At 68.8% G+C, this 15,202-nt stretch carries 14 protein-coding genes and 2 pseudogenes; 9 read left to right on the top strand and 7 right to left on the bottom strand.

Going from position 1 to position 15,202, the window contains the following annotated elements; translation table 11 throughout:
* Positions 1–241: 241 nt before the first annotated feature.
* From ACGFNP_RS03400 to ACGFNP_RS03385, 4 genes and pseudogenes are all read right to left on the bottom strand, one after another.
* Positions 242–2,149, bottom strand: coding sequence for a PP2C family protein-serine/threonine phosphatase (locus ACGFNP_RS03400; RefSeq protein ID WP_393314263.1), 1,908 nt, complete (start codon positions 2,147–2,149; stop codon positions 242–244).
* 832 nt (positions 2,150–2,981) lie between these two features.
* A pseudogene (locus ACGFNP_RS03395) lies at positions 2,982–3,392 on the bottom strand (recombinase family protein); the annotation flags it as partial.
* Positions 3,393–3,641: 249 nt separating this feature from the next.
* Complete coding sequence (locus ACGFNP_RS03390) at positions 3,642–3,986, bottom strand: DUF1801 domain-containing protein (protein ID WP_393314261.1); 345 nt, start codon at positions 3,984–3,986, stop codon at positions 3,642–3,644.
* Positions 3,983–4,555, bottom strand: coding sequence for a dihydrofolate reductase family protein (locus ACGFNP_RS03385; RefSeq protein ID WP_393314258.1), 573 nt, complete (start codon positions 4,553–4,555; stop codon positions 3,983–3,985). The genes ACGFNP_RS03390 and ACGFNP_RS03385 overlap by 4 nt, the downstream gene beginning before the upstream one ends.
* Before the next feature lie 175 nt (positions 4,556–4,730).
* Here ACGFNP_RS03385 and ACGFNP_RS03380 point away from each other — a divergent pair, with 175 nt between their 5' ends.
* From ACGFNP_RS03380 to ACGFNP_RS03365, 4 genes are all read left to right on the top strand, one after another.
* On the top strand, positions 4,731–7,538 hold the full coding sequence (locus tag ACGFNP_RS03380) for a LuxR C-terminal-related transcriptional regulator (RefSeq protein ID WP_393314255.1): 2,808 nt from the start codon (positions 4,731–4,733) through the stop codon (positions 7,536–7,538).
* Between the two features lie 240 nt (positions 7,539–7,778).
* Positions 7,779–7,928 carry a GPGG-motif small membrane protein gene (locus tag ACGFNP_RS03375; protein WP_358340171.1) on the top strand — a complete coding sequence of 50 codons (150 nt, stop codon included), beginning with the start codon at positions 7,779–7,781 and terminating at the stop codon, positions 7,926–7,928.
* Positions 7,929–8,195: 267 nt separating this feature from the next.
* Entirely contained in the window at positions 8,196–9,395 is a 1,200-nt protein-coding gene (locus ACGFNP_RS03370) for an AI-2E family transporter (RefSeq protein ID WP_358340173.1), read from the top strand.
* A 186-nt stretch (positions 9,396–9,581) separates the two neighbouring features.
* Entirely contained in the window at positions 9,582–10,292 is a 711-nt protein-coding gene (locus ACGFNP_RS03365; RefSeq protein ID WP_393314250.1) for a helix-turn-helix domain-containing protein, read from the top strand.
* Here the strand turns inward: ACGFNP_RS03365 and ACGFNP_RS03360 are convergent.
* The 3 genes and pseudogenes from ACGFNP_RS03360 to ACGFNP_RS03350 form a co-directional block, all read right to left on the bottom strand.
* A complete protein-coding gene (locus ACGFNP_RS03360; protein ID WP_358340177.1) occupies positions 10,274–10,852 on the bottom strand; it encodes a dihydrofolate reductase family protein in 579 nt (192 codons plus the stop codon). The two genes, ACGFNP_RS03365 and ACGFNP_RS03360, sit on opposite strands and share 19 nt — an antisense overlap.
* 149 nt (positions 10,853–11,001) lie before the next feature.
* Positions 11,002–11,208 (bottom strand): hypothetical protein, encoded by a 207-nt coding sequence (locus tag ACGFNP_RS03355; protein ID WP_393316642.1) that lies wholly within the window; start codon positions 11,206–11,208, stop codon positions 11,002–11,004.
* Positions 11,209–11,445: 237 nt separating this feature from the next.
* Positions 11,446–11,508: pseudogene (locus ACGFNP_RS03350) on the bottom strand (hypothetical protein); the annotation flags it as partial.
* 140 nt (positions 11,509–11,648) lie between these two features.
* On the opposite strand from ACGFNP_RS03350, the gene ACGFNP_RS03345 reads away from it, so the two are divergent.
* From ACGFNP_RS03345 to ACGFNP_RS03325, 5 genes are all read left to right on the top strand, one after another.
* Complete coding sequence (locus ACGFNP_RS03345; protein ID WP_393314247.1) at positions 11,649–11,924, top strand: pyridoxamine 5'-phosphate oxidase family protein; 276 nt, start codon at positions 11,649–11,651, stop codon at positions 11,922–11,924.
* 122 nt (positions 11,925–12,046) lie between these two features.
* Positions 12,047–12,310 (top strand): hypothetical protein, encoded by a 264-nt coding sequence (locus ACGFNP_RS03340; RefSeq protein WP_358340185.1) that lies wholly within the window; start codon positions 12,047–12,049, stop codon positions 12,308–12,310.
* Positions 12,310–12,651 (top strand): metalloregulator ArsR/SmtB family transcription factor, encoded by a 342-nt coding sequence (locus ACGFNP_RS03335; protein ID WP_357657552.1) that lies wholly within the window; start codon positions 12,310–12,312, stop codon positions 12,649–12,651. Before ACGFNP_RS03340 ends, ACGFNP_RS03335 begins: the two co-directional genes overlap by 1 nt.
* Before the next feature lie 68 nt (positions 12,652–12,719).
* Positions 12,720–14,378: a SulP family inorganic anion transporter gene (locus tag ACGFNP_RS03330; RefSeq protein ID WP_393316584.1), complete on the top strand. Its 1,659-nt coding sequence runs from the start codon at positions 12,720–12,722 to the stop codon at positions 14,376–14,378.
* 153 nt (positions 14,379–14,531) lie between these two features.
* Positions 14,532–15,083 (top strand): hypothetical protein, encoded by a 552-nt coding sequence (locus ACGFNP_RS03325; protein WP_393314243.1) that lies wholly within the window; start codon positions 14,532–14,534, stop codon positions 15,081–15,083.
* Positions 15,084–15,202: the final 119 nt, after the last annotated feature.

Below are 15,202 nucleotides of genomic sequence, written 5' to 3'. Positions count from 1 at the left end.
CCGGTGATCAGAATCCTCAGCTCCAGTCGACGACTGAGGCGCCGCGGCAAAGCTCATGGGCACCGGCGGCCCAGCCGGATAGCGTCGGACTTTCTCGGCCGCAAAGCACCGGAACTTACAGCTCAGCATGGCGGCTGTGGGCGGCTTTTGGGACCAGTCGGTTTCTGTGAGGATCCCTCGGGGGCTTCGGTGGAGTCGCGATGATCGTTTTCACACCCTAGAGAGATACCCCCGCCGGCGGTCATCGGGGGGCCGGGGTGTTCCGCAGGAGGAGAAGGGCGGTGTCGTCGATACGCTGCTCGTTCGTGATCGGACCGATGAGCAACTCCGCCAGGTCATCCAGGGCCTGGCCGGGCGCGGGGGTGAAACGGGCAGCTAGTTGGGCGATGGACTCGCCGATGTCGCGGCCGGGCTGTTCGATGAGGCCGTCGGTGTAGAGGGCCATGACCGCGCCGGGTGGCATGTTCACGTCCGTGGTGACGTATTCGGCGTCGGGGTCGATGCCGAGGAGCAGGCCGGGGGAGGTGTCGATGACCTCGGCCGGGGCGCCGAGCAGGCCGAGCACCGGCGGCGGGTGCCCCGCGCTGGCCAGGCCGACGGTGCGCCGGCGCGGGTCGAAGCTGACGTACAGGCAGCTGGTGAAGCGGTCGGTGGCCAGCTCAGTGAGCAGCCGGTTGGTGTGCGCGAGCACCTCGCCCGGGGCGGCGCCGGCGGTGGCGTGGGCGCGGATGGCGGTGCGGACCTGGCCCATGAGTGCGGCGGCGGTCATGTCGTGGCCTTGTACGTCGCCGATGACGGCCGCGGCCATACTGTCGCTGAGGCGGATCAGGTCGTAGAAGTCGCCACCGATGTCCATGCCCGGGGTGGCGGCCACATACCGGGCGGCCACGTCCAGGCCGGGGATCCGGGGCAACGCGTGCGGCAGCAGGCTCGCCTGCAGGCACTGGGCGAACTGGTGCTTGTTGTCGTAGAGCCAGGCACGTTCGAACGCCTGGGTGATCAGCCCGCCGAGCGCGGTCAACGTGGCCTGCTCGCTGTCGCTGAACTGATGGGGACGGTCGTAGGCGATAACGCAGGTGCCGATGGACCGCCCGTGAGCGACCAGTGGCAGCAGCGCCCAAGCGCCCATGTCGTCGATGCGGATGGCGTCGGGGTAGGTCTGGCGGAACTCCTCCCAGGTGGCGTAGAACGCCGCTCTGCCCTCGTCATAACCGCGCGCCCAGCGGACCGGATGAACCACCGGACGGCCGTTGAACCCCTCCAGGCCCTGGCGGCTGTAGCCGCGTGAGGCGACCACGCGCATGCGGCCGCTGTCCCAGGTGAGGATGGCCATCGCCTGGGCGCCGCACACCGGCATGACGTGGTCGGCCACCAGGTCCACCACATCCTGCGCGGTCATCGCCCGTGCCAGGGAGACCGCCAGATGCAACATGCCGTGTAGCCCGATCACCCGCGGACGCCGGTCGGCATCCTCGACGGGAGCCTCGGACGTGGTGATGGGCGTGATCCGCATGGTGATACCGGGCAGGCTCGGATAGCACTGGAACAACAGCCGCCGCCCGTCGGGGCGGCGGGCGGCGAACTGGGTGGCCCGGTGGCTGACGATCGCGGTCCGGCAGCGGTCTTCATAGAGGGGATCGTCCAGCCACGGCAGCGCCGTGCCCAGGCGTTGGCCGACCATCTCGGACGCCTTCGCAGCCAGCAACTCCGCGGCCGGCGCCGTGATGAGGGTCACGCGCGCGTGCGTGTCCAGGTGACAGTAGCCCTCGGGCAAGCAGTTGAGACACGCCAGTGCTGTCAGCCCGGCGTACGGCCCCGGCCGGTGAGCCTGGATCGGGTCCAAGATCCGGGGCAAGGGCTTGGGGACGATCGGCCGGCCCCGCTCACTCGCCCGGCGAAGCAGGTCGCCCATTCTGGCGCAGGTGTCGTCGATGACATCGAGCTGACACTGGGTGAGCCCGGACTCGCCTCCCGTAGGCCACCCCAGGACGAACCCACCCCAGATGGCACCACCGGAGCACACCGGAGAGGCGGCCATCGCGAAGTGGTACGGCAGCGACAGCGCCGCCGCCGGGAACTCGCGGGCCAGGGCCACCCGGTCGCTGAGCCAGGTCAGCCGCCGCTCACGCACCGAGACCGCAACGGGCACGCAATCGTTGGTCCTGATCCTGGACCAGGTTCGGGCGATAGCGGCAGGAAGCCCGATCGTCGTCTCCATCTGCAGGAGCTGACAGCTTGCGTCCAGGACATACACGATGCCGAAATGGGCCCCGGCGCTGTACACGGCTTCAATCAGCAGATCGTCCAGGCGAGACGACTCCACCGCCGCGCCCGGGATCGAGCGGCTACCCTGCGGTCCTGCCACAGCGTCCCCGGTTGCCGAACCAGAAGTCTGACAAGCGTTCGATCCAGCCCATGCGGCCCAAAGTACGTGCAGAGGTTCATTGAGGGCCTAAAGAATATGTTTTGTTTCGGTTGGTAGTGAGAAATGTGTTTGTGAGAGGTTCCGGGGCAAGAGGCTGCCGCCCAGCTCATCAGGCAGCGGTGCGCCCTCTACATGAGCAATCTTGAGCGCGAGCAGGCCGATCGCTCCGTTGGCCGCCCACTGGGTGCGGGAGATCTTGATGCCGGGTGTCTAACCGCCGTATCGCGGTGGGAACTGCGGCTGCTGCATCAATTGAGTGTCCATTCGCCCTTTTGATCAGCGAAACCGCTGTTCAGCGCGAACTGGAGTTTGACCAGCTTCGCCGACTCCGGCACCTCGAAAACGACCATGCCGGCTGGTGTCTCACGTGGCCTTCGCCGGAGGGGCGTCCTGCCCGTGGGCGAGGAGGGCCAGGATTCGGTCGGCGTCGGTGAGCAGACTGCCACTCAGTGCCCAGCCGCCGTAGTACTCCACGCTCATCCCGGCCAGTGCGGCGACCTCGCTGCGCCGTAGTCCGGGGACAGTGTGCTGTCCGGGAGTGATCTTGGCGAGCCGAGGCCTGACCCTCCAGGAACTTCTCGCGCACGTACTCGCGTTCGGACCCGGCCATCCCGGCGAAGAACGCGAACAACGCCGTGCCGTGCCCGCTGGGGTGGTAAATGCCCCGTAGCGGACTCGTGAGCAATTCGAGCTCAATATCGGCCCGGCGAAGGTCCTCGGCGATGGTGAGCAATTCGGCGGCACCGCGGCCCAGGCGCTTCATCTCATGGACGACAAAGATCACCCGCTGGTGCGGGACCGCCGTTTTGATGGTGAGAACGTAGTCCATCGCCTTGACGAACTCCGGCCGTACCTTGATTCGGCTGCTGATCTTCTCCGATAAGACCGGGTCGCACCCCGCCGCGCGCAGGGCGTCTAGCTGGCTCTGCAACTCCTGCTGGGCAGTGCTGCAGCGGGCGTAGCCCACCCGAGTCGGCCTCCCGCGCCATGGTCGACCCGGCGCTTCGGGCCCTACGCGACGAGGGATACGACGCCTTGCGGGCCGGTTGTCGAGCGAGGTCCACCTCGACGTCCTCGCGACCGAACGCGCCGCACGAGACGCGGCCGACCGCGGCGAACGAGCGTCCGCGCAACGCTGATCAACTACCGGACTCCCGGAGCGGCCTTCAAGAGCGAACTCAAGAGCGGTAGGAGGCCGCAGGCCCAGTTCGGGCCCCTACAAGGCGATCGTCGTCTTCTCCAGAATCTCGGCGAGTGCCTTGTAGTCGACCTCTTGCCCTTCTTCGAAGTCAGCGCACTTGCGGTCCCCCTTGCCCATCGCTCGGATGAAACCTTTGACCGCGGGGATGTCCGTGGCGTTGAACACCATGAAGGAGACCTTGTCCCGGGCAACCGCTATGACGGCCACGTGATGCCCGTCCTTGAGGAAGTGCGGCTTGCCGTACTGAAGCCGCTCTTCGACGACGGGAACGGTTTCGTGGGTCATCCCGCGCAACTTCTCGCAGATCTCCTTCTGCCATGGTGCGGTGTTACTGATGTACTGGGTGACTTCGTCGTTCATGCTGTTCTCCCATCGATCAGCCCTTCGCCGGTCGGCTCGTAGGTCAGGGCCACGACTCCCGAGGAGAAGGCTTGTGATCCAGTCAGGCGGAGAACCGTGGTGTCCATCGACTCGTCGAACAGCCGCGCGCCCTTGCCGACCACCACCGGGTAGGTGACCAGGCGCAGCTCGTCGACGAGTTGCTCGCGCAGCAGCCACCGGACGAGGGCGGCGCTGCCGAAGATCAGGATGTCGCCCTCGATCTCCTTCTTGAGCCGCGCGATCCGTTCGGCGGGGTTTTCGCGGATGATGGTGGTGTTGTTCCATTCGCCCTGGTCGAGGGTCGTCGTGACGACGTACTTGGGCAGGGAGTTCATCCTGTCGGCGTAGCCGGCCTCGTCGGTCATGCTCGGCCAGGCCGCGGCGAAGCCGTCGTAGGTGACCCGGCCGAGCAGCAGCGCGTCCGCGGCGCGGATCTGGTCGAGGCCGGTCTTCATGGCGTCCGGGCTGACGAACTGGAAGGTCCACTCGTGTGGGTTCTCGATGACGCCGTCGAGGGTGGTGAAGACGGAGAGAACGACTCGTCCCATGATGCGGCTCCATTGTTTTTCGGTGTTCTTGCTGGTCTGCTCATCATGGGGATGCGGGATCGTCCGGACATCCGGGGCGGGTACCTGGTTCACCACTCAAAGGACCACGCAAAGGACCGCCTATGCCTCGGGGCCAGGGCATGATGGGCCCGTGTTCGTCGCGTCTTCAGGGGTTGTGTCCAAGCGTGAGGCAGAGGTGCTGGCTTTGGTCGGCGCGCAGCTGTCCAACGCGGAGATCGCCGATCACCTGCACCTGTCGGTCCGCACGGTTGAGAACCACGTGTCGTCGCTGCTGCGCAAATGCGATGTCACCAACCGACGGGAGCTCGGCAGGCTGGCCAGGCGGGGATCGGGCGAGTCTCGCGGCATCGCCGGCCTGCCGGTGCCGCTGACCACGTTCATCGGCCGCGGCGCCGAGCGCGAGCGGCTGCTGGAGGCGCTGAGGGTCGCCCGGTTGGTGACGCTGGTGGGTCCGGGCGGCGTCGGCAAGACGCGGCTGGCGATCGAGGTGGCCGGTGCCGCGCAGGGCTCCTTCTCTTCGGGAGGGGTGTTCGTCGACCTGGTGCCCGTGAGCGAGGCGTACGTCGCCCAGGCGGTGGCCGCCGCACTGGGCGTCACTGAACGTCCGGACCTGCACCTGCACGAGGCCATCGCCGAACGGCTCGGTGAGGGCGAGGCGCTGTTGATCCTCGACAACTGCGAGCATGTGATCGACGCCGTCGCCCGGTTCGCCAAGCAGACGCTCAGCCGCTGCCCCCGCGTCCGGATTCTGGCCACCAGCAGGGAACGCCTCGGCGTGCCCGGCGAACGCTGCCTCTCCCTGTTGCCCTTCCCCCTGACGTCGGCCACGGTGGCTCCGGTGCCGCTCACTTCCCACGCCGAGCTGCTCTTCCTCGACCGGGCCACCGCGGCGGATCCGGGCTTCACCACCGACCCCGCCACGCTCGCGCTGCTGTGCACGAGGCTCGACGGGATGCCGCTGGCCATCGAACTGGCCGCGGCCAGGGTGGCCACCCTGGGGGTCGATGCCCTCCTGGTCGGTCTGGACGACCACCTGCGCTTGCTGGTCGGCGGCCGGGGCGCCGACGAGCGGCACCAGTCGCTGCGCGCGGTCATCGGATGGAGCCACGAGCTGCTGGATGACCAGGAGCGTGCGCTGTTTCGGCGGCTTGCCGTCTTCGCCGGCCCGTTCAACCTGGAATCCGTCGTGGCCGTCACCCCCGGCATGACGCAGAGCGCGGCTGCCCACATGCTCGGTCGCCTGGCGGACAAGAACCTGCTCATCGTGCGCCGCCACTCCGGCGCGGCCAGATGGGGACTGCTGGAGACCGTACGGGCCTACGCCGCAGAGCGGCTCGAAAAGGCGGGCGAGACGGAAACGGTCAGGCAGCTGCACCTCGAGTGGGCCGCGGGGGTGGCGACGGCCCTGGAAGAGAGCTTGGAGACGGCAGCGGATGGCCGGACCGCCGACTCGTGGCGGGACGACTTCGACGCCGTCGCCGACAACCTGCGCAGCGCCCTGGCCTGGGCACCAGATGGGCCCGGACACCTGCCGCACCGGCTGGCCCGGGCGCTCGGTCACCTGACGTACGCACGACGGTTCCTCGAGGAGGCGCTCGGCCACTACGAGACGGCGGCGCGGCAGGCACCGACTCCACGGGAGGCGGTGGCCGACCTGCGCGCGGCGGCCGACTGCACGTTCGCGGTCGGTGATATCGGACGGCAGCCGTTCGACCTGCTGCTCAAGGCCGTCGACCGGGCGCGCGAGACGGGTGACGGCGACCTGACGGCCATTACGTTGGCCTGCGCAGTCAGCGCCGCCTGCCGCCAGCAGGTCGAGTTCGAGGAGGAGGTGCCGCACGAGAGCAAGACCGGGCTCCTGGCACAGGCACGGGCCGTCGGCGGTACGGCGAACCCGACGGTGGCGGCGCACCTGGCGGCCGCGGCAGCCTGGATGGCGACCGAGGCCCCGCCCTCCACTCATGCCCAGGCGCCCAGAACGGCAGCGACGGCTGCGGGCGGCGACGGCGAGTGGGCGGATCCGGCGCCGGTCGCGGCAGCGGTGGAGGCGGCGCGAGCAACCGGGGACCCCGTGCTCGTCAGCGCGGCACTGGACATCGCGACCCTCGCCGCCCTCCAGAGCGAAAGGCGGCGCCACGCCTGTCGCATCACCGGCCGGCGTCTGTCTCTGCTGGAGAGCCTGCCACGGCACGCCCCCGCCGCCTGCCCCGAAATCGTGGACACCTTCAGGATGGCGTTTTACGGCTTTCTCGGCGTGGGCGATCTGCCCGCCGCCTTGACCGTCGCTCGTCAGGCCATGGACGACGACCTGGTGGGCGGCTCCTACCTGGCAGCCGCTCATCTGATCACGCCGCTGGTCCTCACCGGCCGGTTCGACGAGGCCCTGAGCCTGGAGACAATGGTGTGGGAAGGCTGGCAACGGGTGGGCCGGCCGTTCGGCCCACAGCTCGGTCCTGCGGTCGGCGCCCTCGCTCTCGCCCACGGCCTGCGCGGCGACAGCGACGCCGCGCAACTCTGGCGCTCGCGCGCGCTCAACCCACCTGACCGGCAACAGTACGCCCGCTTCACGGCCTTCGCCGACGCCAGGCTGGCACTGCACCACGGACGCTTCGAAAAGGTGGCCGAGCTCATCGACTCCGCCCTGGTCGGCAACCCGACAGCGGCGACGGCACCGTACCGGGCGGCGATCGTGGCGGAGTTGGCGGTAGTCGCCGATCTGCCGGCAGCGGCCGACCGATTGGCTGCCACGAGCGCGGACGAGAACGACTGGGCCGCCGCCTGCCTCGCCCGCGCCAGGGGCCGCCTGTACGAGGACCACGGCCAATTCCGCATCGCCCTGGCGATCTGGGAACGGATCGACGCTCGCTTCGAACGCGCCTGCACCCTGCTTCTGCTCCCTGGCCGGGCGGACGAGGGCATGCACAGGCTGGCCGAGTTGGCCTGCGTGCCGCCCAAGACCTGAACGGCCCCGTACGACGGCCAGCGTCAACCCGCGCCTCCCGATTTCACTCCGTCACTCCAGTGACAGGTGCTTCACGGAGAGCGAGCTACTCCAGGTGACCGTGATCCATCCGGCAAACCCGAGAAGCCCCAGGCCAGGGAGGGGACGTAGAGGGAGATTCGCGCGGGCATCGACAGGGGATCGGCCCTGGTGGCGGCAGTCGCTCGTTTGCCGCTTGAGGGCCAGGGCAGTCGGGGAGTCATGGCTACCCTTCTGTGGATCATCGCCGTCATCCTCGTCATCTCCGGCATCTATGTGCTGCTTGCCCGCCGCGACATTCTGTGGGGCATTGTGCTCATCGTGATCGGGCTGCTGGTCGGCCCCGGCGGGGTGAGCATCTTCCACGTCTAAGGCCCAGCCGCGCCCGGGATGCGGGGCACAACCGGCGAAGCGGCAACCAGCACCGCGTGCTGTTTCGCCAAGGCCATAAAGAGACGCTGGTGCCTTGCAACCGGCACTCAACCGCACCCGCTCAACACCCGGCCAGGCCAACGAGCCCGACAGGCCACCGACCGAGGCCGACTCCGACGCACGGTACGCCACCAGTCGACGGTGGCCAGATAAGCGCCGACCCGCATGGGCAGGAGCAGGGGTTCCCAACGGTTCAGGAGCACGCCAATGTCTCGTGACAACCCCTCTTCCGCCGTCCCGGACGGCCCCCACCCAGATCCCGGTGAACATGGCGCCAGCGAGTCAGCCGCAGCACCTGCCACTGACCGGAACGCCCACCCGGACGGCCCCGGCCCTCGAGTCGGCGCGTCAGGGGAACTGCCCTTCGGCAAACCCGGGCGACCGTTCGGCAGCACACCCTTTACCTTCGGATTCACCGCCGCGCTCGGCGTGCTGACCGCCTGGCTGCTGGTCCAGGCGCTGACCGTCACCGCCTCGATCCTCATCCTGATCACCGTGTCGCTGTTCTTGGCGGTCGGCCTGGATCCCGCCGTACGCTGGCTGCAACAGCGCGGCTTACCGCGCTGGGCCGCCATCGCGGCAGTGTTCGCCGCCGTGATCGCCTTCTTCGCCGGGTTCGGCCTCGCAGCCATCCCCGCACTGTCGCAACAGGCCGGCCAGTTCGCCAAGCAGCTGCCCACCTACATCCAGCAACTCCAGAACAACCCTCAAGTACGCGAGCTGGACCAGCGGTTCGGCCTGTTAGAACGACTGCAGTCCTACCTGACCAACGGAGACCTCGGCCAGCAGGTGTTCGGCGGGCTGCTCGGCGCGGCCGGCATCGTGGTCAGCGCCGTCTTCTCCACACTGACCGTGCTCATCCTCACCCTGTACTTCCTGGCCGCGCTGCGCACCATCACCCGCACCGGATACCGGCTGATCCCCAAGAGCCGCCGCACCCGTGTGCAACTACTCGGCGATGAGATCTTCAATCGGGTGGGCGGCTATGTCGCCGGCAACCTGATCATCTCCCTCATCGCGGGCGTGACCACGTTCATCTTCCTGTCGATCGTGGGCGTGCCCTACGCTCTCGCCTTGGCGATCATCGTCGCCGTCACCGACCTGATCCCGCTCATCGGCGCGGGCATCGGCGCCGCCATCGCCACCCTCGTCGCCCTGTTCGTCTCGCTTCCCGTGGCTATCGCCACGCTGGCGTTCTTCATCATCTACCAGCAGATCGAGAACTACCTGATCGCCCCGAAGGTGATGAAAACCTCCGTCGACGTGCCCGCCGTCACCACGATCGTCGCCGCCCTGATCGGCGGAGCCCTCCTCGGCATCGTGGGCGCCCTGCTGGCCATCCCCGTCGCCGCCGCCATCCAACTGATCGTCAGCGAGGTCATCCTGCCCCGCCAGGAACAGCACTGACCGTCTGACGTGATGGTGTTCGACCTGGGCGAACTACGGCCGGATCGGCCCGAGATCGCGTTCGCTTGGTTAGATCGCGCGGTCGAGGTCGAAGCTCGGTTCAGCGCAGCCCGCGCAGCTTGCCGTAGCGCAAAGCCGCATAGCCGGGCAAGCCACCGAGAACGCGAAGTGACGTATTCTTCGCCCGTGGGACTGCGGTTCAAGACGCGCGAGTCGGACTCGGCGTGGGTCGACACCGTGTGGACATGCACGAGCGAGCAGGTCACTGCAATGACGTCCGTCGCAGGGGTGCGTTGGGGCCTGGTGTTCTGGGAACACGCTGGCCGGGCGTACACGGGCATCACCGGTCCCGAGACCCGGACCGGCACGGCGCCGGTGCCGGAGGGCGCGACCTTTACCGGCATCGAGTTCGCTGTGGGCACCTCGTTGCGGGCCGTGCCCACGCCGGCGCTGGTCGACGGCGGCATCGGGCTGCCCGACACCACGCGCCGGACGTTCCGGCTGGACGGCACGCGCTGGGAGACGCCCGGCCCCGACGACGCCGAGGCTCTGGTCGAACGTCTCGTCCGGGCCGGGATCGTGGTCCGTGACCTGCTCTGCGTCGAGGTACTGCGGGGTCACCGCCCATCCGTCTCGGGGCGCACGGTCGAACGCCGGTTCCGCGCCGCGACCGGACTGACGCAGGGCACCGTCCGGCAGATCGAGCGCGCCCGCACGGCGGCGCAGCTGCTGGCGGCCGGCGACCCGGCCACCGACGTCGTCGCCAAGCTCGGCTACTGCGACGAGCCGCACCTGGCCCGCGCCTTGCGCTCCTACGTCGGACGCACCGTCAGGCAGCTGCGCGAGGGCGCCGGCGGCGCGATCGGCCTCGACCTGGATCAGCGCCTGACGTCGTAGACCAGCTTCAGGATCCCGTTCGAGTAGCTCTCGGATTCCCGCAGGGTCAGCATGTGCTTGTCCCGGTCGGCCCGGCCGAACAGGCTCTTCCCGGCACCGAGCAGCACAGGAAAGACAAGCAGGTTGTACTGGTCGATCAGCCCCGCGTCCGACAGCCGCCGGGCCAGCTCCGCGCTCCCGTGGATGAAGATCGCACCGCCCTCACCCTCCTTGAGCGCCGCGACGTCCTCGGTCGAGCGCAGGATCGTGGTCGGCCCCCATCCGTCGACGATGGCGTCGTCGGACAGCGTGGTCGACACCACATACTTGGGCAGTTCCTTGTAGTCGGCGTGGTCCTCCGAGCCGGGCCAGACCGCCGCGAACGCCTCGTAACTGCGACGGCCGAACATCAGCGCCGTCGTGTCGGTGAGCTCCTCACCCTTTAGCGACCAGGCTTCGGGGACGAACTCGAGGTCCTTGACCACCCACCCGCCGCTGCGGTGTTCTTCTCCCAGCCCGCCGCCAGGCGAGTCCACGATGCCGTCGAGCGACATGAAACCGGTGTAGACCAAGTTACGCACTGTGCCGTCTCCTCATGCTCGGGCGAGCTGCCGGGTCCACGCTAGATCAAGGCCGCGGTAGCTGTCTTGGACGGAAACGACAGCGGGTCCAAAACGCGTATCGGAACACCGCCGCGACCAGCTCGTCCTTGGCGAGTGTGAGATGTTGATCAGGTCCAGGTCCAGGTCCAGGTCCAGGTGAAGGTCCAGGTGAAGGTGCGGCGGGGCTGCCGGCGGGCAGGTTGTCCGCGGGTGATCCGACAGAGGATGCCGTTGATGGCGGCCCAGCGGATGACGGCTTCCGAGGTCTCGGGGTGTCGTTCGTAGTCGCGGGCCGGCCGGCGGTGCGCCGTGAGCCAGGCCAGGGTTCTCTCCACGAGATCTTCCCCTGGCTCTCCGCTGTCTGGCGGAGTGCCTGATTCCGATTTCACGTAGCGCGATCGGTTAGCTACTGATATGGAGGAGTGATGTGGCGCTGCGTTCGGAGGGGGCGCCCGCATAGAGGCGTTCGGCCGCCAGCACTTGCAGCGGCCGGACGCCCCGCGTTCTGTCTCGCACACCCACCTCGGCAGCACGTGTGCCACGGTCAGCGGCGACTCGCGCAATGCCGCCTCCATGGCTGCCCACCCGACGGCCTCAAACCCGGCACGCAAGCCGTCGACTCCGACCACGATCATGACGGCTCCTTCCTTCCAGGACTCCACCGACTGTCGCGGCGGCCTGGCGCCGAAGGTCCCTCAGATGAAGGACGTGCGGCCCTGAGAGGGGCCTCGGAGCAACGAGCTCGCCACCCCGGGGAAGCCGCACCACGGCTCCATTGTCTTCCGCACAGCGTTGGGCGGCCCCATGGGACCAGGACCTGCGTACCGGCCTGGAAGGCGTGGAGATCCAGGTCGGCTTCGAGGTGGGCCGGATCGACGAGGCCCAGCACGAGGGATGGAGCGTCCTCATCCAGGGCCCCGCCCACCACATCTCCGCCGACGAACTGCCGCAGCTCACCGACGCGTGCGTCACCCCGTGGGCGGCCGTGCGTCACCTCTACATCCGCATCACCCCACACCGGGTCATCGGCCGCCGCATACACAACCTCTGACCTTTCGCGAACTCTCCGCATTGAGATCACGTGGTGCCGCTGCGTCATCAGGCAGGCTTCTGTTGTCCTTGCTATCCGACCAGCAGATCCATGAATTGCGCATTTTCGCAATTTAGTACAGCATGGAGCTGGCTTTGTCGGTGATCGAGAATCAGGGACGTGATGTGAGCGGGTCTTTTGCCGCCGCAGTCAGGCAACGACTACGTCTGGCGGACGCGGCGTTGCGGGCAGCCCGCGCCGAGGATGACGTCGACGCGCTGATGTTGGCCGAAGCGGAGTGGGAGGACGTGACGCACCTGGCCCGCTCACACGGGGTGCGTCTGGATGTCGACGCGGGCACTACCGATTCGGGCGGCTCCACAACAGGCCAGGCGGCGGCCCAGTGATGTCGATGCCGCTGTATGAGGCCAAGGCGGAGCTGTTCAAACTGCTGGGCCATCCGGTCCGGATCCGGGTGCTGGAGCTCTTGCAGGACGGGCCGATGCCGGTGCGGGACCTGTTGGCCGCCATCGAGGTGGAGGCGACGGGGCTGTCGCAGCATTTGGCCGTGCTGCGCCGCTCGGCCATGGTCACCGCGCACCGTGATGGCTCGACCGTGACCTATGCCCTGTCCGGCGGGGATGTGGCCGAACTGCTGCGCGCGGCGCGCACGCTGTTGACGCACAAGCTCACCGGTCAGCATGAGCTGCTGAGCGAGTTGCTCAAGGCGGAGACCGGCGCCTCGTGACCCTCTTGTTCTCCTCGGGCTGGGCCCGTATCCGCAGTGTGCTGCCCGAACGCGGGGAGCTGGCCGCGATGGGCCGCCGCCCGCGCCGTGACCTGCTGGCCGGGCTCACCGTGGCGATCGTGGCGCTGCCGCTGGCGCTGGGGTTCGGCATCTCCTCCGGCATGGGCGCCGAAGCCGGGCTGGCCACCGCGGTGGTCGCCGGGACGCTGGCGGCGTTGTTCGGCGGCTCGGGCCTGCAGGTGTCCGGCCCGACCGGGGCGATGACGGTGGTACTCGTGCCGATCATGCACGCTCATGGCGCCTCCGGCGTGCTGATGGTCGGTGTGCTGGCCGGGCTGCTGCTGATCGCCCTGGCGCTGGGCCGCGCCGGCAAATACATGGCCCTGGTCCCGGCCCCGGTGGTGGAGGGCTTCACCATCGGCATCGCCTGTGTGATCGGCCTGCAGCAGATCCCTGCCGCCCTGGGGGTGGCGACTCCCGCGGGGGACAAGGTCACCGCCGTAGCCTGGCACGCCGTCCAGGACTTCCTCGCCCAGCCGCGCTGGTGGCCCCTGGGCATCGCTCTGACCGTGGCCGCGCTGATGCTGGTGGGCGCACGCTGGCGGCCCACACTGCCGTTCTCCCTGCTGGCCGTCGCCGCCGCCACCCTCGCCACTGAACTGGCCGATCTGCCGGTGGCCCGGATCGGGCAGTTGCCCCCCGGCCTGCCCGCCCCCTCCCTGGCCTTCCTGGACCCGGCCGCGCTGAGCTCACTACTGGCCCCGGCGGTCGCGGTCGCCGCCCTGGCCGCGCTGGAGTCGCTGCTTTCAGCCGCGGTCGCCGACGGCATGAGCGTCAACCACAAGCACGACCCCGACCGGGAGCTGTTCGGGCAGGGTCTGGCCAACCTCCTGACGCCGCTGTTCGGCGGCGTCCCGGCCACCGGGGCGATCGCCCGGACCGCGGTCAACGTCCGCTCGGGCGCCCAATCGCGGCTGGCCGCCCTGGCGCACGCGGGCATCCTGGCGGTGATCGTGTTCAGCGCTGCCGGCCTGGTCGCCCGGATCCCGCTGGCCGCGCTGGCCGGCGTGCTGCTGGCCACCTCGGTGCGGATGGTGGAAGTCGGCTCGGTCAAGGCCATGATCCGCTCCACCCGCGGCGACGCCGTCGTGCTGGCCCTGACCGCGCTCGCCACCCTCGCCCTCGACTTGGTCCAGGCCGTCATCCTCGGCTTGATCGTGGCCGGCGCGCTGGCGTTGCGCGCCATCGCCCGCGATGTTCGCCTGGACGCGATGCCGATTCACCCTGACCTGCCCGGCGACCACACCGAACAGGAACACGCCCTGCTTGCCGAGCACATCGTCGCCTACCGCCTGGACGGACCGCTGTTCTTCGCCGCGGCCCATCGCTTCCTGCTGGAGCTGTCCGAAGTCGCCACCGTCTCCGTGGTGATCTTGCGCATGTCCCGCGTCACCACCCTCGACGCCAGCGGCGCCCTGGTCCTCGGCGACGCCATCCAACGGCTACAGCGGCGTGGCATCACCGTCTACATCTCCGGCATCCGCGACGGCCACCACCAGCCCCTGCACGCCCTCGGCGTCATCGCCCATCTCGACCAAGCCGGCCACGTCTTCGCCACCACCCCCCAAGCCATCGCCGCAGCCCGCGACCGGCTTCAGCGAACCGGTGTCCTGCCCGCCTCCAGCCACGCCAACACGGTCCCCGACCCCGCCATCACCCCCCGCTGAAGACCCGACCACTCTCGGGCTGAGCAGATCGCACAGCACCGGGGTGAGCAGAGCGGCGCCGAACGCCATCAGCCAGCCCAGCGATGGGATGGGAACCAGGGTGAGCAGAGTCCCAAGCGGTGGCACCAGCGTGACCAAACACTGCAGAGGGCCGTGGCCACGACCGCGACGAGCACCGGACGGCCGCGCCACCACCCGTGCTCGAATGCCCACCGGCGCGCCCTGGCGACGGACGGCCTGCGTCTTTACCTGGGCGTCGTCCCAGCGGAGCCGCCGCGCGGTCTCGACCGCAGCGAAGACGAGCAGGCCGACGATGAGCGAGCGGATGCCGATCCGGGCGAGGAACGGCGCTCACGCGTCATCACCGCCGAGGGCGAACTCCAAGCCTCGGAGAAGCTGGCCCAGGCCGCCGAGACGATGACCGAGCACCCCGCAGCGCTGCAGTCGCGGCTGCTTCAGACCGTCGTCGAAGTCGCCGCCGAGAAGAACTCCACTCTCGTCCTGCCCTTCCCCATCGAGTTGCTCCGCTTCCTGGAACGCGCGACGCCGCCCGAGGCCGCCCCCGCGACAGCCACCAATGGCACCTCGACCCCGCCGTTCATCGCCACGCGACCGGAGGAGCTATCCCTACCGGTCGACCGACCTCTGCAGGACAGCCAACACCTTGACCCTGTCGCGTCCAATGGGGTGCTGGCTGACCGGTAGGCCTCCGTGCCTCCCGGGAGGTGGACGAAGGCCTCCACCGTCATGGAAGCCACCTGAACTCGGCTTGACGTCCACCGGCGTAGCGTCGGTGTCATGAGAGGGATGGCGGCCCTGGTGGA

It is taken from the genome of Nonomuraea sp. NPDC049269 (genome assembly GCF_043197155.1).
Taxonomy (GTDB): Bacteria; Actinomycetota; Actinomycetes; order Streptosporangiales; family Streptosporangiaceae; genus Nonomuraea.
The sequence above is the reverse complement of the archived record's forward strand: the minus strand, read 5'-3'. Positions and strand labels throughout refer to the sequence as shown.

Bases quoted from the DNA above. Each gene is read 5' to 3' on its own strand.
- ACGFNP_RS03390 (WP_393314261.1), bottom strand. From the start codon at position 3,986: ATGAACGACGAAGTCACCCAGTACATCAGTAACACCGCACCATGGCAG.
- ACGFNP_RS03385 (WP_393314258.1), bottom strand. From the start codon at position 4,555: ATGGGACGAGTCGTTCTCTCCGTCTTCACCACCCTCGACGGCGTCATC.
- ACGFNP_RS03375 (WP_358340171.1), top strand. From the start codon at position 7,779: ATGGCTACCCTTCTGTGGATCATCGCCGTCATCCTCGTCATCTCCGGC.
- ACGFNP_RS03370 (WP_358340173.1), top strand. From the start codon at position 8,196: ATGTCTCGTGACAACCCCTCTTCCGCCGTCCCGGACGGCCCCCACCCA.
- ACGFNP_RS03340 (WP_358340185.1), top strand. From the start codon at position 12,047: ATGGAGCTGGCTTTGTCGGTGATCGAGAATCAGGGACGTGATGTGAGC.
- ACGFNP_RS03335 (WP_357657552.1), top strand. From the start codon at position 12,310: ATGTCGATGCCGCTGTATGAGGCCAAGGCGGAGCTGTTCAAACTGCTG.
- ACGFNP_RS03330 (WP_393316584.1), top strand. From the start codon at position 12,720: ATGGGCCGCCGCCCGCGCCGTGACCTGCTGGCCGGGCTCACCGTGGCG.